We start from the raw sequence: 18,233 nt of genomic DNA, 5'->3' as shown, positions 1-18,233 counted from the left end.
GACCCGGTGCACACTGAGCGCCATGTTCCGCTTCCCTCGTCCGCCGCGCAGCCTCGCCGGCCAGCTCTTCGCCATGCAGGTGCTGGTGGTCGCCGTGGTCGTCGCGGGCTGCGCCGTCTTCGCCTACGCCACCGCCCGCGGCCAGGCCGAGGAGGCCGCCATGCGCCAGGCGGGGGCGGTGGCCCGCGCGGTCGCGGACTCGCCCTCCGTACGCGAGGCCGTACGGGGAGCGGCGCGCGGCACCGACCCGTCGGTCGAGCTCCAGCCCTACGCGCAGAAGGTCCGCGTGGACTCCGGGGTCGACTTCGTGACGATCATGGCCCCGGACGGCAGGCGCTGGACCCACCCCGACCCGCGCCGGATCGGCGAGCCCTTCCTCGGCAACACCGCCCCGGCCCTGCGCGGCGAGACCTTCAGCGAGACCTACACCGGCACCCTCGGCCCCTCCATCCGCGTGGTCACCCCGCTGGAGGACGGCGGCAGGATTGTCGGCCTGGTCAGCGCCGGGATCACGGTCCGCGCCGTCAGCGACCGGCTCGGCGCCCAGCTCGCCGCGCTCGTCTGGGTCGCGGGCGGCGCGCTCGCCCTGGGCGGCGCGGGCACCTACGTCGTCAACGCGCGGTTGCGCCGCCACACGCACGGCATGAACGCGGCCGAGCTCAGCCGGATGTACGACTACCACCAGGCGGCCCTGCACGGGGTGCGCGAGGGGCTGCTCATGCTCGACGGGCAGCGCAGGATCACCCTCATCAACGACGCCGGCCGCGAGCTCCTGGGCCTGCCGGGGGACGTCACCGGCACCGGGGCCGCCGACCTCGGGCTGCCGGCCCCCCTCACCGGGGTGCTGCTCGCCGACCGGCCCCGGATGGACGAGGTGCACCTGACGGCGGACCGGGTGCTGGTGGTCAACAGCTCGCCGGTCGCCGGCGGCGGCCGCCGCGGCACCGTGGTCACCCTGCGCGACCACACGGAACTGCAGGCACTGACCGGCGAGCTGGACCACGAACGTGGCTTCACGCAGGCGCTGCGCTCCCAGGCCCACGAGGCGGCCAACCGGCTGCACACCGTGGTCTCCCTCATCGAGCTGGGCCGGGCGCAGGAGGCGGTGGACTTCGCCACCGCCGAGCTGGAACTGGCCCAGGCCCTCACCGACGAGGTGGTCACCGCGGTGGGGGAGCCGGTCCTGGTCGCGCTGCTGCTGGGCAAGGCCGCCCAGGCACACGAACGAGGCGTCGAACTCGTCGTCACCGCCGACAGTCGCAGCCTTGCCGACCTGGGCGGACTGCCGCCGGCCCGGGACCTCGTCACCGTGCTGGGCAACCTCATAGACAACGCCGTCGACGCCGTGACGGCCGTCCCCGGAGCGCGGATCGCGGTCACGCTGCGGCCCGAGCGCGACGAACTGCTGCTGCGGGTCGCCGACAACGGGCCCGGGCTGCCGGAGGGGGTGGACGTGTTCCGCCGCGGCTGGTCCGGCAAGGGGGAGGGCCGCGGCCTCGGCCTCGCACTCGTCGCCCAGGTCGCACAGCGGTACGGCGGCGCGGTGGTCGCCGCGCAGGGACCGGGCGGCGGCGCGGAGTTCACCGTACGGCTGCCCACGGCGCCCGAGCAGGCCGCGGACCGGGCCCCGGCCGCAGGGGGGCCGCGGTGAGCGGCACCGACGTGCGGGTGCTGGTGGTCGAGGACGACCGGGTCGCCGCCGACGCGCACGCGCTCTACGTCGACCGGGTGCCCGGCTTCACCGCCGTCGGCGCCGTCCATTCGCTCGCCGAGGCCACCCGGGTGCTGGAGCGCACCCGCGTCGACCTCCTGCTCCTCGACCTCGGCCTGCCCGACGGGCACGGCCTGCGCTTCGCACGCGGGCTGCGGGCCGCCGGCCATCCGGTCGACGTGATCGTGGTGACGTCCGCCCGGGACCTGGCCGTGGTCCGCGAGAGCGTCTCGCTCGGCGTGGTCCAGTACGTCCTGAAGCCCTTCGCCTTCCCGACTCTGCGTGAACGGCTGCTGCGCTACGCAGAGTTCCGCCAGGCGGCGGGCGAGGCGGCCGGCCAGGACGACGTCGACCGGGCGATGGCGGCCCTGCGCGCCCCCCGCCCGGCCGAACTCCCCAAGGGGCTGAGCGCGCCGACCCTGGACCGGGTCGCCGCCCTGCTGCGGGCCGCGCCCGAGGGGCTGACCGCGGCAGGGGCGGCCGAGGCGGCCGGGATCTCCCGGATCACCGCCCGCCGCTACCTGGAGCACCTGGTGGACAGCGGCCGCGCGGACCGGACCCCCCGGTACGGCCAGGTCGGCCGCCCCGAACTGCACTACCGCTGGCTGGCGGCGGCCGGCTCGGTGTCGAACGTGTAGAACTTGCGGTGGTCGAGCATGTCCGCCGGGGTCACGTCGTTCCACGGCCGCATGGTGTCGTTCAGGTCCACCACGTTCGTGGTGCCCGCGGCCGGCAGGTACGTGGACTGCGGGTGCTTGGCCTGCCAGTCCGCCCACAGCTTGTCGATGAAGGCGTGGTGCATCCAGAACACCGGGTCGTTGGGGGAGACCCCGGTGGACATCTGTCCGCCGACCCACACGTGCACCCGGTTGTGCAGATTGGCGCCGCGCCAGCCCTCCAGGTGGTTGCGGAAGCCGCCCGAGGAGCTGTTCCAGGGAGCCATGTCGTAGACCGGCATGGCGAGGACGGAGTCCACCTCGGCCCGGGTCGGCAGCTGGGCCACGCCCGCGCCGAGCGCGCGCCGCAGGTACGGACGGCCGTCCACGCGCACGTCTATGTTCCAGCGGCCCGTCGAATAGGCGAAGGGGCCGTCGACGACCTGCCCGTCACGGGCCCGCCCGGTGCCGCCGAGGAAGTCCGGGGCCCAGAGGGAGGAACGGGTGGTGCGGTCGACGGTCCAGTCCCAGTACGGAAGCGCGACGCTCGCGTCCACTTTCTGCAGCGCCTCCTCGAACTCCAGCAGGAAGCGGCGGTGCCACGGCAGGAAGGAGGGGGAGCGGTGGCCGACGCGGTCGCCCGAGTCGGTGTCGCTCATGATGAAGCCGTTGTGGGTGGTGACGAAGCGGTCGTAACTGCCGTTCCGCTTGAGTTCCAGCAGTGCCGAGGTGAAGGCGCGCTTCTCGTCGGGCGTCAGCGCGGCCTGGTTCTTGCGGACGGTCATGCCGCACCTCCGAAGGGGACGAGGGGCGCGCCCTGGAGGTCGCGCACGGCGGCGCGGGCGAGCAGCCTGGGCTCGGTGAACGTCTCGTAGTGGTTGATCACGCTGATCCAGCTGCCGTCGGCGTTGCGCATGATGTGGAGTTCTCTGCCGTCTATCCGGACGGTGGGTTGACCGGGTGAGTGGTGGCCGCCGTGGTGGCCTGCGCCGCCCGGGGTGATCTGGATGCGACGGCCCTGGTAGACCTCGTCGACCGTGCCCTGGGGTGTGGACGCGGCGGGGGTGGCGGCGGCGCTTGTGGCGACGCCGGTTGCTGCGGCGGTCAGGCCGAGGACGGTGAGTGCACCGGCAGTTGTCCCCAGGGCCTGACGGCGGGTGATCTTGTTCATGCCCGAAGAGGTATCAGCGCTGGGGAGGGGCTCCGCCGCTATCCGGACATCGGCGGATAAGTTGCCGGTAGAACAAGTTGGATGATCTTCCCGTCGGGATCGGCTCCCGAGGTCCGGACGGGAAGATCTACGGTAGTGACTCTACTGAACGGTAATTTTTTCGGGGAAGCGGGGGTCGTATGAACGGTGTCACACGGCAGAGTCGGCCGGAAGCAGAGTGTCAGGGGATCCGTCGGTCGGACGCGGCACGGCCTTGCGGGATGTCCTTGATGAACACGAGCCCGTCGGTCGCGGTCAAGTGGGCCGGATCGAAGGGGAAGTAGCCGAACCAGGCGGACGCGCGGGGCGCGGCCAGCGCGTCGGCGAGGGCGGCGCCGAGGCGGGGGGAGTCGACCACACAGAGGTCGTCCGGGAGTGCGTACAGCAGCCCTTCCAGCGTGCCCGGCTGCGGGGCGTCCACCCCCCGGTGCCGGATCGTCCCGAGGGCCGTCGCGAAGAAGGCGTAGTCCTCGCCCAGCCGCGCGCTCGCGATCGAGCCGGCGCCCCACCAGCGCAGTGGCCGGCCGCCCATCCGCATCGAGCTCCTCTCCCGCTGGAGATGGCTGTTGTGGGCGTGGACCAGGGTGGGGCCGCGCTCGGCGAGGGCGAGGAGGTTGTCGGCCATCATCACATCCCGCAGGCCGGTCAGCCGCGCCAGGCGGTCCGTGGAGGTGTCGGCCATCCAGAAGTGGTAGCGCAGCAGGCCGGTGGCGGTGCGCCCGTACAGGAGGGCCCGCTCCCACTCCTGACGGGAGGTCACCGCGAGCAGGTGCGGCGTCTGCGCGTCGAGCAGTGCCGCGAGGTCGTCGGCGATCAGCCGCAGCCGCACCGCCTCGGCCGACCGGCCCGTCGACCGGGCCGGGTCCGTCATCGCGGCCGGCTCGGTCCACCGCCCGTCCGATCCGAGCAGGCGGTCGAGCGCCCGCTCCGAGCAGGGGAGCAGGCCGGCGTCGACGTGGCGGGCGAGGTATCCGTGGAGCGAGGTCAGGGCCTCGCGCGGGCTCGCGGCTCCGGTCATCTCCAGCGGGCCGTCGATGCCGGCGAAGCGGAGCTGCTCGGATGCGGGCCGGCCGGCGTTGTACGCCCGCATCCAGCACACGAGTTCGCGGTTGGCCTCGGAGCCGCCCAGGCCGTGGCTGAACCCGCGCTCCATGACCTCGTCGAGGCTGCCGGAGGCGGAGGTGACGTACGCGTCGACGAGCAGCCCCGCCAGGCAGTCGCTCTCGATCGCGATCGTCCGGTAGCCCTCCTCCTCGACGAGCTGCCGGAAGAGCTCGTTGCGCACGTCGAGCAGTGCGTCCTCGCCGTGGGTGGGCTCGCCCAGCGCGAGCACCCGAGGCCGGGTCGCGAGCAGCCCCATGACGGCGGCGGCATCGACGGTGCGGACGGTGTCCTTGATGTCAGTAGCCATGCCTTCAACGCTATCGTTGAAGCTCCGGTTGAAACTTTCCCGCTATATCGTGGGGAAGATGGGGCGAAACCTTAAAAGCAGCGACAAGCTGAGGCCGGTCGACCTGGCGCGCGCCCACGGCCTGTCGGCGCAGGCGGTCAGGAACTACGAGGAGGCCGGCGTCCTGCCGGCCGCCGACCGCACACCCCACGGCTACCGCACCTACACCCCCCTGCACGCCCGTGCCCTGGACGCCTTCCTCGCCCTCGTGCCCGGCCACGGCCACCGGACGGCGACGTCGATCATGCGGGCGGTGCACGAGGGCGAGATCGACGAGGCGTTCCGCCTCATCGACGAGAGCCATGCCCAACTGCTCGACGACCGGCGGACCCTGCGGGCCGTGGAGGACGCCCTCCGCGACCTGGCGCCCACCGCGGAGGCGCCCCCGTCGGGCCAGATGTTCATCGGGCCGCTCGCGCGGCAGCTCGGGATCCGCCCCGCGACCCTGCGCGCATGGGAGCGGGCCGGGCTCGTCCGGCCGCGCCGCGATCGGCTGACCGGATACCGCGTCTACGACGGGGCCGCCGTCCGGGACGCCCGCCTGACCCGCCAACTCAGGCGGGGCGGCTACCTGCTGGACCAGATCGCCCCCCTGCTCGCCCAGGTCCGCTCGGCCGGCGGCCTGGAACCCCTGGAGTCGGCGCTGCGCACCTGGAGCGACCGCCTGTCGTCCCGCGGCCGGTCCCTGCTGGCCGGCGCCGCCGAACTGGAGGCGTACCTGCGCGCCGGCGGCTGACGTCCCGGGCGGGCCCCGCATCGAGCAGACTCTGCAAAAAACATTCTGCAAAAGTATTTTTGGCAAGTGTGCGCGGGCCGCTCTACGCTCCCCCTCATGCCCAGCGAAGATCAAAAGCGCGTGCTCGATCCGGAACAGGACGCGGCGGCGCTCAAGGCCCTCACACACCCCCTGCGCATCCGCCTGCTCGGCATGCTCCGACAGGACGGGCCGGCCACCGCCAGCGAACTGGCGGTCAGGACCGGGGAGTCGTCCGCTTCGACCAGTTACCACCTGCGGGTCCTGGCGAAGTACGCGTTCGTCGCCGAGGCCGAGCACCGCGACGGCCGGGAGCGCCGCTGGCGGGCGGTGCACGCCCTGACCTCCTGGAGCAACCGGGCCATGGAGGCCACGCCGGGCAGCCGCGCCTACGTCAACCTCTCCCGCAGGGTGCAGATCCGGCGCCTGGAGGAGTGCCTCGCCCGCTACGAGGCCGACATCGCCGACGGCCGACTGGGCCGGGAATGGGTGGAGCCCTCCGGGATCAGCGATCTGATGCCCAGGCTGACCCCCGAGTCCCTGGCCGAACTCCGGGAGGCGTTCGGCCGGACGCTGGCAGAACTGGCCGCGCGTGACGCGGGCGACCCGCGCGCGGTGCAGGTCGTCGTGCTCACCGCCGGCCTGCCCCTGGCGCCGCGCTCGACCGGGGCCGGACCGGACACCGACGCCGCGGACGCGGAGGGCGCCTCGTGAACGGCATACCGGAGCCGCCCGCCGCACGCCGGCGCTACGTCACGGTCTGCGTCCTGTTCTGGCTGCCGATCGGGCTGGCCATCGCCCCGCTGATCCTGCTGCTCACCGAGCGCGGGCTGACCTTGGCAGCCATCGCCGGCTGCTTCGCCGCGCACTCCCTCACCGCCGCCGCGCTGGAACTGCCCACCGGAGGCCTCGCCGACGTCATCGGGCGCCGCGCCGTCCTGGCCGCCGCGGGCGTCTCGAACCTGGCCGCACTCGTCCTGGTGGCCCTGGGCACCTCGCCCTGGCAGCTCGGACTCGGCATGGCCCTGATGGGTGCGGGCCGCGCCCTGTCCAGCGGGCCGGCCGAGGCCTGGTACGTCGACACCGTCCACGCCCGCTGCGGTCCCGACGCCGAACTGCGCACCGGCCTGGCCCGCGGCGCCTCCGCCATCTCCGGCGCACTCGCCGGCGGCACCCTGCTGGGCGGCGCACTGCCCTGGCTGCTCGGACTCGGGCCGGACCTCGGCGGCCGGCTCGGCGCGGCGACCTCCGGGCTGGTGCTGCCCCTGTCCGTACCGCTCCTGCTGGGCGCGGCGGTCGAGGTGGCCTTCGTCCTGTACGCCCTGACGGCCCTGCCCGAGCCGCCCCGGCCGGCGGCCACCCTGCGCGGCGTGCTCCGGGACGTACCGGCCACCGTGGCGGGCGGGCTGCGCCTCGGCGGCCGCGACGCACTGGTCCGCCGCGTCCTCCTCGGCGCGGCGGGCGCCGGCAGCGCACTGGCCGTGGTCGAACTGCTCACCCCGGGCCGCACCGCGGCCGTGACGGGTGCTCCGGAGTCGGGCGCGGTGCTCTTCGCCCTGCTCGCCTGCGCCGGATTCGCCTGCTCCGCCGTCGGCAGCCACCTCGCACCCCGCGCCGCCAGGCTCGCGGGCGGCGCGGAGCGCGCGGTCCTGGCGGGACTCGCCGCCGCCGCGGGCGGCCTGCTCCTGCTGGGCGCCACGGCGGCGGCCGGCGGACCGGGACCGGCGGTCCTCGCGGCCACCGGCTTCGGGCTGGTCTACCTCGGCCGCGGCGCGGCCGGCCCCAACGAGAACGAGCTGATGCACCGGCGCGTCGGAGGGTCGGGGCGGGCCACGGCCCTGTCCGTCCAGTCCCTCGCCCTGCAGTTGTCGGCGGCCCTCACCGGTTCGGTCGCGGGCCTCCTCCCGCCGGGCCCGCTGCCCTGGCTGCTGGGGGGCGCCGCGATGCTGGCCGCAGCCCTCCTGTGGTCCGGCCGCGGCGGCCGCCGGACCCCGACGGCCCCGTCCGGCGGCGACGGTCCGGCCTCACCCCGCGTCGATGTCCGTTCTATCAATGGATGACGGAGTTCGTCACTTATAGTCCCGATATGGCCCTACATGAGACGAAGGACGCATCCCGCCAGGACGCCGATACGGACGTGTTCGCATCCACGCTGAGCGGCCAGATCCTCCCCAAGTACCGGATCCCGGAGGACCACTCGCCCACCGAGGTCGTGTACGAGCTCCTGCGCAACGAGCTCCTCCTCGACGGCAACGCCGCCCAGAACCTCGCGACCTTCTGCACCACCTGGTCGGACGAGGGCGTGCACCGCCTGATGAACGTCTGTCTCGACAAGAACATGATCGACAAGGACGAGTACCCGCAGACCGCGGAGATCGAGTCCCGGTGCGTCAACATCCTGGCCGACCTGTGGAACGCCCCCGCCGGGACCACCGCGACCGGATGCTCCACCACCGGCTCCAGCGAGGCCGCCATGCTCGGCGGCCTCGCCCTCAAGTGGCGCTGGCGCGAGCGCCGCCGCGCCGAAGGGCTCCCCACGGACCGGCCGAACCTCGTCTGCGGGCCGGTCCAGATCTGCTGGGACAAGTTCGCCCGCTACTTCGACGTCGAACTGCGCCAGGTGCCGCTGGAGCCCGGCGCCACCGGCCTGCAGCCCCATCAGCTCGCCCAGTACGTCGACGAGAACACCATCGGCGTCGTCGCCATCCTCGGCGTCACCTACACCTGCGACTACGAGCCCGTCGCCGAACTCGCCGCCGAACTCGACCGGATCCAGGCCGAGCACGGCTGGGACATCCCCATCCACGTCGACGGCGCCAGCGGCGGTTTCGTCGCGCCCTTCCTCCACCCCGACGTGGTGTGGGACTTCCGGCTGCCCCGCGTCGCCTCCGTCAACACCTCCGGCCACAAGTACGGCCTCGCCCCCCTCGGAGTCGGCTGGATCATCTGGCGCTCCGCCGACCTGCTGCCCGCCGACCTCGTCTTCAAGGTGGACTACCTGGGCGGCGACATGCCGACCTTCGCCCTCAACTTCTCCCGCCCCGGCGGCGAGATCGTCGCCCAGTACTACCTCTTCCTGCGTCTCGGCCGGGGCGGCTACACCCGCGTCCAGCAGGCCTGCGCCGACACCGCCCAATACCTGGCGCAGCAGATCGCCGACATGGGCCCCTTCACCCTCCTCTACGACGGCAAGGGCGCCCTGCCCGCGGTCTCCTACACGCTCACCGACCCGGCCTCGTCCCCGTTCACCCTCTACGACCTTTCCGACCGGCTGCGCATGCGCGGCTGGCAGGTGCCCTCGTACCCGCTGCCCGCCGACCGCGACGACACCGTCATCCAGCGCGTCCTGGTCCGCCACGGCGTGACCCGCGACCAGATCGCCCTGCTCGTGGAGGACCTGCGCCGGGCCGTGGAACACCTGACGGCCTCGCCCCCGCCCGCACCGGCCACCGCACCCCGCTCCGGCTTCCACCACTAGCAGCACGGGATGCAGGCGGGCGGCCCGTCCGACGTCTGGGCGGAAGGCGACGCCTACGAGCGGTACATGGGCCGGTGGAGCCGCCGGGTCGCCGAGGTGTTCGTGACACGGCTCGGCGGCCCGGCCGGCCTGTGCTGGCTCGACGTCGGCTGCGGCACCGGGGCGCTGACCGCGGCGGTCGCCTCGCGGTGCCGGCCGCGCACCCTGCTGGGGCTGGACCGGTCGCCGGAATTCGTGCGCGCGGCCCGGGCCGCGGCGCCCGCACCCGCCCGCTTCGCCGTGGCCGACGCGTCGGCGCTGCCGGTCCGCGACGCGGCGTTCGACGCGGTCGTCAGCGGGCTGGCCCTCAACTTCCTCCAACCGCCCGGGGCGGCGGTCGCCGAGGCCGCCCGGGTGGTCCGGCCCGGCGGCCTGGTCGCGGCGTACGTGTGGGACTACGCCGACGGCATGGCCCTCCTGCGCCGCTTCTGGGACGCCGCGGCCGCCCTCGACCCGGCGGCCGCGGCACTGGACGAGGGCCGCCGCTTCGCGCTGTGCCGGCCCGGCCCGCTGCGCGCCCTGTGGAGCGGGGCCGGACTGGTCGACGTGAGGGTCGCCCCCGTCGAGGTGCCCACGGTCTTCGGCGGGTTCGACGACCTGTGGGAGCCCTTCCTCCGCGGCCAAGGGCCGGCCCCCGGCTACGTCGCGACCCTCACCCCCGCGGCCCGGGAGCGGCTGCGCACCCGGCTCGCGGAGGCCCTCCCCACCGACCCCGGCGGCGCGGTCGCCCTCGCCGCCCGCGCGTGGACGGTCCGGGGCAGGCGCCCGCCCGGCCCGGGGAGCGACGCACGGCCATGACGCGGAGGACCGGGGAGACCCAGGTCACACCGCCCCCGATGTCACATCCGCCACCGGCCGCCGGTCCTGCGGGTATGACCGACACCAAGAACGTACTGCTGGCCGGGGCGAGCGGAGTCCTGGGACGCCACATCACCGCCGCGCTCACCCGCGCCGGCCACACCGTGACCGGCCTCGGCCGCGGCGCCGACGCCGATGTACGGGCCGACCTGATGGACCGTGACGGACTGCTGCGCGCGGTCGACGGCCTCCGGATCGACACGGTGGTGCACGCCGCGACCGCCCTGCGCGACGCGCCGATGAGACACCGGGACATGTACGCCACCGACGACCTGCGCCTCATCGGCACCGGTCACCTGATGGAGGCCGCCCGCGAGCTCGGCGCCCGGCGCGTCATCGCCGAGTCGATGGTCTTCGGCTACGGCTACCGCGACTTCGGCCGCCACGTGCTCACCGAGTCCGGGGACCCGTTCGGCCCGTCCGGCGACCGCGCGGTGGACCGCCACGTCGAGGCCATGCGGGTCAAGGAGCAACTCGTGCTGGGCGCCGCCGGCGTCGAGGGGATCGCCCTGCGGTTCGGCCTGTTCTACGGGGCCGGCGCAACCGGCGCCCTTGTGGAGCTGCTGCGCCGCCGCAAGCTCCCGGCGGTGGCCGACCACGGGCGGGTCCTGCCCTGGGTCGACCTGGCGGACGCCGGCCGGGCCGTCGCGCTCGCCGTCGACGGCGGCCGCGCCGGACAGGCGTACAACATCGTCGACGACACGCCCACGGGCTTCGGCGCGCACGTCAAGGCCGTCGCCGAGGCCTTCGCCACCCCGAAGCCGCTGAACGCGCCCACATGGCTGATGCGCGCCTACCCCTACGTCCACCGGATGGTCACGACGAACATGCGGGTCTCCAACGCCAGGGCCAGGGCGGAGCTGGGCTGGAGCCCGCGCCACCCGGACTGCGCCGAACGGCTGCGCGCACTCGCCCGTGGCTGAGGCGGCCGGGCGGCCGGTCCGGCCGCCCCGCGGGCACCTCCTACTTGGCGCCGAAGTTCTGCGTCCACCAGGGGCCGCCCGCGCCCTGGTGGACGCCCACGCCGATGTCCTTGAAGGAGCAGTTGAGGATGTTCGCCCGGTGGCCCGTGCTCTTCATCCACGAGTCCATGACCGACTGGGCCGTCTGCTGGCCCTTCGCGATGTTCTCGCCGTACGTCGACCAGCGGTAGCCGGACGCCGTCGTGCGCTGCCCCGGGTCCTCGCCGTCCGGGTTGGTGTGGTCGAAGAAGTCCCGTGCTGCCATGTCGTCGGAATGCCCCTGCGCCGCCGCCCGCAGCTGCGGATCCTCCTTGAGGGGGCCGCAGCCGGCCGCCGCCCGCTCGGTGTTGACCAGCGCCACCACCTGGCCGGCGATACCCGGCGGCGCGGGCACCGGCTTGGGCGCCGAGGCGCGCGGGCTGGGCGAGGTGCTGCGGCTCCGCGTGGGGCTCGGGCTCGCCGACGGGCTCGCCGACGCCGAGGGGGACGCAGAGGCCGAGGCGGAGGGAGAGGGGGAGGGCGACTGCGAAGGCGCCCCGGCGGACTCCGTGGCCGAGAGCGCCGCCAGGGGCGCCGCGGACGCGCCGCCCTCGTCCTTCGCACCGCCGGCACCGGGCAGTCCGCCGAGGTACACCAGCCCGCCGCCCGCGACGCAGGCGGCGACCACCGCACCGCCGACCACCCGGCGCCGGCTCTGCCGGCGCCTGCGCAGCGCGCCCCGGCCGCCGGCGCCTGCACCGGCCACCGGGGATAGCTGGGTCGCCGCCTCACCGAACCCGCCCTCGGCGCCGAACCGGCCGGTGGCATCGAACCCGTCGGCATCAAGCCGGCCGTCGGCATGGAATTGGCCGTCGGCATCGAACCGGCCGTCGGCGCCGGATCCGCCGGTGGCGCCGCTCTCGGCGCCCACACCCTGCGCGAAGGCCGCCGGGGTGAAGCCGGCCGGGCCGGCCGTGCGCATCCCCGCCAGCAGGGCCGCCGAGACCGGGACGAGCGCCAGACCGGCCAGCAGTCCCTCCGCCGGAACCAGGCCGCTCCACAGCCCGGAGCACCGTACGCACGCACGCGCGTGACGGGCTATTCGCTTGCGCCACAGCGCCGACGGCTGACCGTCCCAGCCCGCCAGCACGGACCGCAGCTCCTCGCACCCCGGCTGGGCGTCCAAGGCGCGCTCGACCACCCGCGCCGCCTCCAACTGCGCCTTCATCCGCTGCACCCGCACCGCGGTGTGCTGGGGGGACAGCTCCAGCGCCGTGGCCACCTCCGCCCGGGTCAGCTCCCCGGCGCACTCCAGCCACCACAGCGACAGCAGCCCCCGGTCCTCGGGCTCCAGCCAGCGCGTCGCCCGTGCCGTCTCGCGGCGCTGGCCCGCCAGGTTGAGGCGTACGACGGTCAGGTCGACGAAGTCGGCGCCCGGGTCGGCCACGTCCCAGGCGGACTCCAGGGAGCTCTCGCCGAAGCCGCTCTGCCGGGCCTGCCAGTGCGCCCGCACCCGGTTCATCGCGATGGCCACCAGCCAGGACCGGAAGGACTCGTCCGCGCGCAGGCCGCCGAGCCCGTCGAGGGCCCGCAGCATCGTGTCCTGCACCACGTCGTCCACGTCGCAGGAGCCGCTCAGGGCCCGCCCGACGATGTTGTAGACGAGCGGGAGGTGGGCGCCGACGAGCTCGTCCTGCGCACGGGGATCGCCCGCGCGTGCCGCTGCCACCAGCGCTGCGGTGTGCTGAGTAGTCATGTGAGTGTCCCTGTCCGTACCGGCGGTCGATGATGCCCGATACATGGGAGACCGCCGAGGGGGGCCTCGATAACAGTTAATCGGAAGAATTTTCCCGGGGGCCATTTGCGGGCACCCACCGGGGTCACAGCAGGGGCGCCAGCGCCTCCGCGGCGGCGCGCACGGCGGGTGCGTACGACTCGATCTCCTCCCGGGAGACGAGGAAGGTCACCGTGGTGACGCTGACCCCGCCGACCGGCCGGCCCGACGGTCCGAGCACCGCCGCCCCGATGCAGCGGATGGTGGGCTCGTTCTCCTCGTCGTCGAGCGCGTGGCCGCGCGAGCGGACCGCCTCCAACTGCGCGTACAGCGCCTGCGGGCTGGTGAGGGTGTTCGGCGTCCGGCGCGGCAGCCCGGTGGCGGCGACGAGTCCGGCCACCTCCCCGGCGGGCAGGTGGGCCAGGACGCCCTTGCCGATCGCCGTCGTGTGCAGCGGCATGCGCATGCCGACCCGGGAGGCCGTCCGGAAGGGCTGGTCGCCCTCCAGCTTGCGGATGTAGGTGATCGTGTCCCCGCTGTGCAGGGCGAGGTGGACCGTCTGCCCGGTGGCCCGCTGCAGTTCGCCGAGGACGCGCCCGATCCCGGCCGGCTCCCCGCCGTCGACCAGGGCGGACAGTGCGCGCAGCCGCGGCCCCACTTCGTAGCGGCTCTCGAATTCCTGGCGCACGAACCCCTGGTCGACCAGGGAGGCCAGGATGCGGAAGGTGCTCGACTTCGGCACGGCGGCGGCCGCCGCCACGTCGGTCAGCCGGTGCGGACCGCCCGGCGCCGCCACCGCCTCCAGGACGCGCAGGGACTTCTCCGCCGCCGAACCGGCCGCCGACGAGCGGCCCGCGCGCACGGCTTCGGGGGTTTCCTCGGCATGCGTCGGCACGGCAACTCCCTGAGTGAGTAAGGTCTGGACCACATCGTTCCGTCGGACGATACGCAGTTCCACTACGTGGAACAAGTGGGGAGGGTCCCATGTCCAGCCACCCGTACGAGGTGCTCGCCGCCCAGCGCCTCCTCCCGGTACTGCGCAACGCCGGCGCCGGCCAGGCCGTCCGCGCCGCCACCGCCCTGCTCGCCGCCGGCTGCCGCGCCGTCGAGCTGACCACCTCCACGCCCGGCTGGGCCGGGGCCGTCGCCCGTACGGCCGGACTCGCGGACGCGCACGGGCGTCCCGCCCTGATCGGGGTGGGCACGGTGACCACCGCCGCGCAGGCCCGGGCCGCCCTGGACGCGGGCGCCGCCTTCCTGGTCTCCCCGTACCCGGCGCCCGAGGTCCGCGAGGCCGCCGCGCGGCACGGAGCCGTCTTCATCGAGGGCGGGTTCACCCCCGCCGAGATCGCCTCCGCCGTCCGCGCCGCCGGAGCGGCCAAGGTCTTCCCGGCCCATGTGGGCGGCCCGGGGTTCGTCCGCTCCCTCCGGGCCGTCCTGCCGGACGCGGTGCTCGTACCGACCGGCGGCATCCGGCCCGACGAGGTCCCCGACTGGATCGCCGCCGGCGCCACCGCCGTCGGCATCGGCAGCGGCCTGCCGGCCGACCCGGACGCACTGGCCGCCGTGTTCGCCGCGTTCACGCCGGTCGCCCCACCGGTCCGGCCGGGCGGGGACGCCGCCGGTGTCCGGGGCCCCGCCGCCCACCGCGCCGCGGCCCCGCAGGTGCGGCCGTGACCGGGCGGGCCGCCACCGGCTACGACGTCCTCGTACTCGGCGAGGTCCTGGTCGAGATCCACGCGGGCACCGCCCTGCGTGAAGCCGCCGACGGCACCGCGGCCCGCCTGTCCTACTCCGGCGACGCCCTCAACGCCGCGGCCGCCGCCGCTGCCGCCGGGGCCCGGACCGCCCTGCTCGCCGTGGTCGGCGACGACGAGCTCAGCGTCCCGCTGCTGCGGCGGGCCGCCGAACTCGGCGTGGACGTCTCCCACGTACGCCGCGCCCCGCGTCCCAACGGCGCCTACCTGCTCTCCGCCGACCCCGACGGCGACCGCGCGTTCGTCTACTGGCGCACCCGCAGCGCCGGATCCACCCTGGCTCCGCGGCACATCGCGTCCTGGGCCGCACTGCTGAACCGCTGCGGGGCGCTCGTCACCAGCGGGATCACCGGCGCCCTGTCACCGAGCAGCCGGGCCGCCGTCCTGGCCGCCGCCCGTCTCGTCCACCGGGCGGGCGGGCACGTGACGTACGACCCCAACTTCCGCCCCCGGCTCACCGGCCGGGCCGAGGCACGGGACCTGCTCGCCCGGATCGCCCCGCTGACCGCCCTGCTCAAGACCTCCTGCCCGGCCGACGCGCAGGCCCTCCTCGACACCGCCGACCCGCGTACGGCCGCCACCCGGTTGCGGGCGCTCGGGGCCCGTACCGTCGCGGTCACCGCCGGGGCCGGCCGGCTCCTGCTGGACGACGGCACACGGGCGGTCCACCACCCGGTGCCAGTAAACCCCGCACCCGTCGACGCGACGGGTGCGGGCGACTGCTTCGCGGGCACCGCGACCGCCCGGCTCGTCCTCGGCGACACCCTCGAGGACGCCGTGGCCCACGGCATCGCCGCCGCCTCCCTGTCGGTGTCCGGCCGCGGCGGCACCGGGCGGATCCCGGCCTTCACCGAGACGGCGGCGCTGGCGGCCGCACACCGGGGAACGGCGGCGGAGGGAGCGGGCCCGCCGCCCCGGGCCGAGGCCGCGCCGCCGGTTCCGGATCGGTGACCCAGCCCGCGGCCAGGACCAGCCCGCAGGCGCGGTGGACGGCCAGGAAGCCGAACGGCCGGTCGAACCTGACCACGGCGCGGCGGACCCGGTGGCTCACCGGCCGGGCGGCCCCGCCCGGCCTGGCGGCGATGGCGGTGACCGCCGCCGCCTCGAACCCGGCGGCGTGGAACCGGGCCATCGCCGACTGCCGTGCCGAGGCGATGGCGAGGCCGTCCCGGCTGATGCCGGGGAAGTGCCCGCGGGCCGCGTCGGTGGCGGTCAGGAGCCCGAACAGTGTCGCGTCCTCCAGCAGGTCGTGCTCCGCGGACAGGGAGAAGGCCACCGTGGACACGGACAGCTGGGGCTGCGGGCTGAACGCCTCCACCGTCGCGATCGCCAGGCCGGGTCCGGGACTTCCGTCCGGGAGGGCGTCGCCCGCCACGGACGGAAGGCACCCGGAGACGGCCGCGATGCCGGCCGCCAGCACCTCGGCGGCCGGCGCCGCCGGGTCGCCGAGCACCAGGTGCACGTCCACGTCCATGTCGCCGGCGCCGGTGACCTCCAAGGCCGTGACCGGACCCGTGGGGCCCTGCGCCACCCGGACCGGATCCAGCGAGGACGTGGTGCGCGACAGCTGCCGCAGGGCGCGCCCCGCCCAGGGGCCCTCGGACGGCCCGCCCGGGAACTCCCGGAACGGCTCCGCCCACTTCAGCGTCAGCGCGAGCGCGGAGGCGAGCACGAGACGGGTGTCGTCCTGGAGGGTGACCGGCATGCGTTCGATCAGGCCGCCCGTCCGGTCCGCCGCCCACCCGTCCAGGGTCCTCGTGTCCGCCTCCAGGTCACCGGTCAGCGTGCCGCGGGTACCGGGCGGGAGCTTCGCCGACCACCCCGCCTCCAGCGGCAGGTCGGCCGCGGCCCACAGGCCGGTCGCCGTGCTGAGCCCCCGTACGCCGGCCAGCTCGGCCAGCAGCTCCCGCGCGGCCCCGGCCGCGTCCTCGGCGGGTATGCCCAGGGCCTCGGCCAGTTCGTCGCGGGCGGGCCCGTCGGCGCCGTCCGCGAGCAGGGCGAGCAGCGGCCAGACCCCGGCCGCGGTGAGGACCGTGCCCCGGGTGCCGTCCACGGCCTGCGCGGCCCAGCGGGTGGTGAGGTGGTTGACCGCCCGTACCATCGTGTGCGTCTGTGTCATGCGGGGGAGCGTACGGGGAGGGACACCGCCGGGCCGGACGCAGGTCCACGGCCCGGCGGCGCCGGTCAGCGGCCGCGCAGGGCCCGTCAGCGGCCGCGCAGGCCCCGGTCGACGGCCGTCATCAGCTCGCCGTCGGCGGTGTCCGCGTCGAGCGACCAGAACATCGCGCCGCCCAGGCCGTGTTCGCGGATGTAGCCGGTCTTGGCGCGCAGCACCTGGGGATCGTCGTACGTCCACAGGGTGGTGCCGTCGAAGAGCCAGGCGTGCCCGCCGCGCCGGTCGCGGTGGACCTGGTACGCACCCGATTCGGCCAGCTTCTTCAGCGCCTTGTAGTCCTCGTACCCGGCGGCCCAGGTCGCCGGGGCCGGCCCGGTGGCGGGCTGACCCAGACCGTCCCCGCCGCCGCTGACGCCGGTCCAGCCCTGCCCGTAGAACGGCATGCCCATCACGAGCTTGTGCGCGGGCGCGCCGCGCCGCTGCCAGGCCTCCACGGTGCCGTGGACGCTGAAGTCGCCGCGTGCGTACAGGGCGGACTGCTGCGCGGTCCTCGGTTCGCCGGAGACGTGGAAGTCGTAGCCCTGGAGGTTGACGAAGTCCAGGTCGCGCATGATGCGGCGGACGTCGAAGCCCGCGTCGATCTTGGCCGGGGCGGTCGGCACGAAGGCGGTCAGCTCGTACTTGGCCCTCTTCTGGCTCCGGGCGTACGCGTCGAGCTGGGTGCGGAACTCCCTGACGAGCTCGGTGAAGTTGCGCTTGTCCTCGGGCCGGTACTTCGTGTCGGTGTCGCCCGCGGAACCGGGCCACTCCCAGTCGAGGTCGATCCCGTCGAACACGCCGGCGGCGGCTCCGGCTCCGCCGCGCGTGCCGTCCTGGGGGAGGGTGCCCTTGATGTACAGGTCGATGCAGGACTCGACGAAGGCCTTGCGGGAGGCCGGGGTGAGCGCGGCGTCGGAGAAGTGGGTGGACCAGCTCCAGCCGCCCAGCGAGATCAGCACCTTGAGACCGGGGTGCTTGGCCTTGAGCTCGCGCAGCTGGTTGAAGTTGCCGGCGAGCGGCTGGTCCCAGGTGTCGGCGACCCCGTCGACGGAGTTCGCGGCGTCGAGCGGGCGGGCGTAGTCGGCCCAGGCGTCGGCCTCGCCGGGGACGTTCCCGGTGAAGCACCTGCCCTCCGCGCTGACGTTGCCGAAGGCGTAGTTGATGTGGGTGAGCTTGCCGGCGGAACCGTTCGCATCGAGGTCCTGGACCTGGAAGTCCCGGCCGTAGACGCCCCATTGCGTGAAGTAGCCGACCTTCTTGTACGCGCGACCGGATCCCGGGCCCGCCGCGGAGGCGCCCCCGTCCGCACCGGCGGCGGGGGCGAAGGCGGTCAGCAGGGAGAGGGAACAGGCGGCGACGGCCAGTCTGCCGAGCATGCTGCGGCGCATGGGCTTCCTTTGCGGATGCGAGGGGTGGGCGTGAGCGCGTGCGGCGGTGCATGCCGGAAACT

General features: G+C 74.7%; 17 protein-coding genes. 10 read left to right on the top strand and 7 right to left on the bottom strand.

Translation table 11 applies throughout. From position 1 onward, the window contains the following. Positions 1-22: 22 nt before the first annotated feature. Both AVW11_RS07100 and AVW11_RS07095 read left to right on the top strand, forming a co-directional pair. The gene (locus AVW11_RS07100) at positions 23-1,651 is read left to right on the top strand and encodes a sensor histidine kinase (protein WP_076043534.1); all 1,629 of its coding nucleotides are present in this window, start codon (positions 23-25) and stop codon (positions 1,649-1,651) included. Further along, complete coding sequence (locus tag AVW11_RS07095) at positions 1,648-2,349, top strand: response regulator (protein WP_030843249.1); 702 nt, start codon at positions 1,648-1,650, stop codon at positions 2,347-2,349. The genes AVW11_RS07100 and AVW11_RS07095 overlap by 4 nt, the downstream gene beginning before the upstream one ends. On the opposite strand, the gene melC2 is transcribed toward AVW11_RS07095, so the two are convergent. From melC2 to AVW11_RS07080, 3 genes are all read right to left on the bottom strand, one after another. Next, complete coding sequence (melC2, locus tag AVW11_RS07090; protein WP_076043533.1) at positions 2,307-3,152, bottom strand: tyrosinase MelC2; 846 nt, start codon at positions 3,150-3,152, stop codon at positions 2,307-2,309. The genes AVW11_RS07095 and melC2 overlap by 43 nt on opposite strands. Further along, positions 3,149-3,538: an apotyrosinase chaperone MelC1 gene (gene melC1 / locus AVW11_RS07085; RefSeq protein WP_060178409.1), complete on the bottom strand. Its 390-nt coding sequence runs from the start codon at positions 3,536-3,538 to the stop codon at positions 3,149-3,151. The genes melC2 and melC1 overlap by 4 nt, the downstream gene beginning before the upstream one ends. 220 nt (positions 3,539-3,758) lie before the next feature. Next, positions 3,759-4,988, bottom strand: a complete 1,230-nt coding sequence (locus AVW11_RS07080; protein WP_076043532.1) for an erythromycin esterase family protein — start codon at positions 4,986-4,988, stop codon at positions 3,759-3,761. 58 nt (positions 4,989-5,046) lie between these two features. On the opposite strand from AVW11_RS07080, the gene AVW11_RS07075 reads away from it, so the two are divergent. From AVW11_RS07075 to AVW11_RS07050, 6 genes are all read left to right on the top strand, one after another. Beyond that, positions 5,047-5,763 carry a TioE family transcriptional regulator gene (locus AVW11_RS07075; RefSeq protein WP_076043531.1) on the top strand — a complete coding sequence of 239 codons (717 nt, stop codon included), beginning with the start codon at positions 5,047-5,049 and terminating at the stop codon, positions 5,761-5,763. A gap of 96 nt (positions 5,764-5,859) precedes the next feature. After that, positions 5,860-6,495 (top strand): ArsR/SmtB family transcription factor, encoded by a 636-nt coding sequence (locus tag AVW11_RS07070; RefSeq protein ID WP_030843235.1) that lies wholly within the window; start codon positions 5,860-5,862, stop codon positions 6,493-6,495. Further along, on the top strand, positions 6,492-7,841 hold the full coding sequence (locus AVW11_RS07065; RefSeq protein WP_240528139.1) for an MFS transporter: 1,350 nt from the start codon (positions 6,492-6,494) through the stop codon (positions 7,839-7,841). The genes AVW11_RS07070 and AVW11_RS07065 overlap by 4 nt, the downstream gene beginning before the upstream one ends. 26 nt (positions 7,842-7,867) lie before the next feature. Beyond that, positions 7,868-9,259: a glutamate decarboxylase gene (gene gad, locus AVW11_RS07060; RefSeq protein WP_060178406.1), complete on the top strand. Its 1,392-nt coding sequence runs from the start codon at positions 7,868-7,870 to the stop codon at positions 9,257-9,259. 9 nt (positions 9,260-9,268) lie between these two features. Next, positions 9,269-10,096: a class I SAM-dependent methyltransferase gene (locus AVW11_RS07055; protein ID WP_076043530.1), complete on the top strand. Its 828-nt coding sequence runs from the start codon at positions 9,269-9,271 to the stop codon at positions 10,094-10,096. A 74-nt stretch (positions 10,097-10,170) separates the two neighbouring features. After that, positions 10,171-11,079: an NAD-dependent epimerase/dehydratase family protein gene (locus AVW11_RS07050; RefSeq protein ID WP_030843226.1), complete on the top strand. Its 909-nt coding sequence runs from the start codon at positions 10,171-10,173 to the stop codon at positions 11,077-11,079. Between the two features lie 40 nt (positions 11,080-11,119). Here the strand turns inward: AVW11_RS07050 and AVW11_RS07045 are convergent, their stop codons facing one another. After that, positions 11,120-12,853, bottom strand: a complete 1,734-nt coding sequence (locus tag AVW11_RS07045) for a sigma-70 family RNA polymerase sigma factor (RefSeq protein WP_076043529.1) — start codon at positions 12,851-12,853, stop codon at positions 11,120-11,122. Between the two features lie 124 nt (positions 12,854-12,977). Next, positions 12,978-13,766, bottom strand: a complete 789-nt coding sequence (locus AVW11_RS07040) for an IclR family transcriptional regulator (protein WP_060178402.1) — start codon at positions 13,764-13,766, stop codon at positions 12,978-12,980. 89 nt (positions 13,767-13,855) lie between these two features. Here AVW11_RS07040 and AVW11_RS07035 point away from each other — a divergent pair, with 89 nt between their 5' ends. Together AVW11_RS07035 and AVW11_RS07030 are read left to right on the top strand one after the other, a co-directional pair. Then, positions 13,856-14,548 carry a bifunctional 4-hydroxy-2-oxoglutarate aldolase/2-dehydro-3-deoxy-phosphogluconate aldolase gene (locus AVW11_RS07035; RefSeq protein ID WP_079250538.1) on the top strand — a complete coding sequence of 231 codons (693 nt, stop codon included), beginning with the start codon at positions 13,856-13,858 and terminating at the stop codon, positions 14,546-14,548. Continuing rightward, the gene (locus AVW11_RS07030) at positions 14,545-15,579 is read left to right on the top strand and encodes a PfkB family carbohydrate kinase (protein WP_076043528.1); all 1,035 of its coding nucleotides are present in this window, start codon (positions 14,545-14,547) and stop codon (positions 15,577-15,579) included. Before AVW11_RS07035 ends, AVW11_RS07030 begins: the two co-directional genes overlap by 4 nt. Here the strand turns inward: AVW11_RS07030 and AVW11_RS07025 are convergent. Further along, a complete protein-coding gene (locus AVW11_RS07025; protein ID WP_079250537.1) occupies positions 15,476-16,747 on the bottom strand; it encodes a serpin family protein in 1,272 nt (423 codons plus the stop codon). The genes AVW11_RS07030 and AVW11_RS07025 overlap by 104 nt on opposite strands. 86 nt (positions 16,748-16,833) lie before the next feature. After that, entirely contained in the window at positions 16,834-18,171 is a 1,338-nt protein-coding gene (locus AVW11_RS07020) for a glycoside hydrolase family 18 protein (RefSeq protein ID WP_076043526.1), read from the bottom strand. Positions 18,172-18,233 lie beyond the last annotated feature (62 nt).

This window comes from Streptomyces amritsarensis (assembly GCF_001953875.1).
GTDB lineage: Bacteria > Actinomycetota > Actinomycetes > Streptomycetales > Streptomycetaceae > Streptomyces > Streptomyces amritsarensis.
The sequence above is the reverse complement of the archived record's forward strand: the minus strand, read 5'-3'. Positions and strand labels throughout refer to the sequence as shown.

Excerpts from the sequence above, each read along its gene's own strand:
- AVW11_RS07020 (WP_076043526.1), bottom strand. The coding sequence starts at position 18,171 with ATGCGCCGCAGCATGCTCGGCAGACTGGCCGTCGCCGCCTGTTCCCTC.
- AVW11_RS07035 (WP_079250538.1), top strand. The coding sequence starts at position 13,856 with ATGTCCAGCCACCCGTACGAGGTGCTCGCCGCCCAGCGCCTCCTCCCG.
- gad (WP_060178406.1), top strand. The coding sequence starts at position 7,868 with ATGGCCCTACATGAGACGAAGGACGCATCCCGCCAGGACGCCGATACG.
- melC1 (WP_060178409.1), bottom strand. The coding sequence starts at position 3,538 with ATGAACAAGATCACCCGCCGTCAGGCCCTGGGGACAACTGCCGGTGCA.
- AVW11_RS07055 (WP_076043530.1), top strand. The coding sequence starts at position 9,269 with ATGCAGGCGGGCGGCCCGTCCGACGTCTGGGCGGAAGGCGACGCCTAC.
- AVW11_RS07075 (WP_076043531.1), top strand. The coding sequence starts at position 5,047 with ATGGGGCGAAACCTTAAAAGCAGCGACAAGCTGAGGCCGGTCGACCTG.
- AVW11_RS07080 (WP_076043532.1), bottom strand. The coding sequence starts at position 4,988 with ATGGCTACTGACATCAAGGACACCGTCCGCACCGTCGATGCCGCCGCC.
- AVW11_RS07045 (WP_076043529.1), bottom strand. The coding sequence starts at position 12,853 with ATGACTACTCAGCACACCGCAGCGCTGGTGGCAGCGGCACGCGCGGGC.
- AVW11_RS07050 (WP_030843226.1), top strand. The coding sequence starts at position 10,171 with ATGACCGACACCAAGAACGTACTGCTGGCCGGGGCGAGCGGAGTCCTG.
- AVW11_RS07100 (WP_076043534.1), top strand. The coding sequence starts at position 23 with ATGTTCCGCTTCCCTCGTCCGCCGCGCAGCCTCGCCGGCCAGCTCTTC.
- AVW11_RS07070 (WP_030843235.1), top strand. The coding sequence starts at position 5,860 with ATGCCCAGCGAAGATCAAAAGCGCGTGCTCGATCCGGAACAGGACGCG.
- melC2 (WP_076043533.1), bottom strand. The coding sequence starts at position 3,152 with ATGACCGTCCGCAAGAACCAGGCCGCGCTGACGCCCGACGAGAAGCGC.
- AVW11_RS07025 (WP_079250537.1), bottom strand. The coding sequence starts at position 16,747 with ATGACACAGACGCACACGATGGTACGGGCGGTCAACCACCTCACCACC.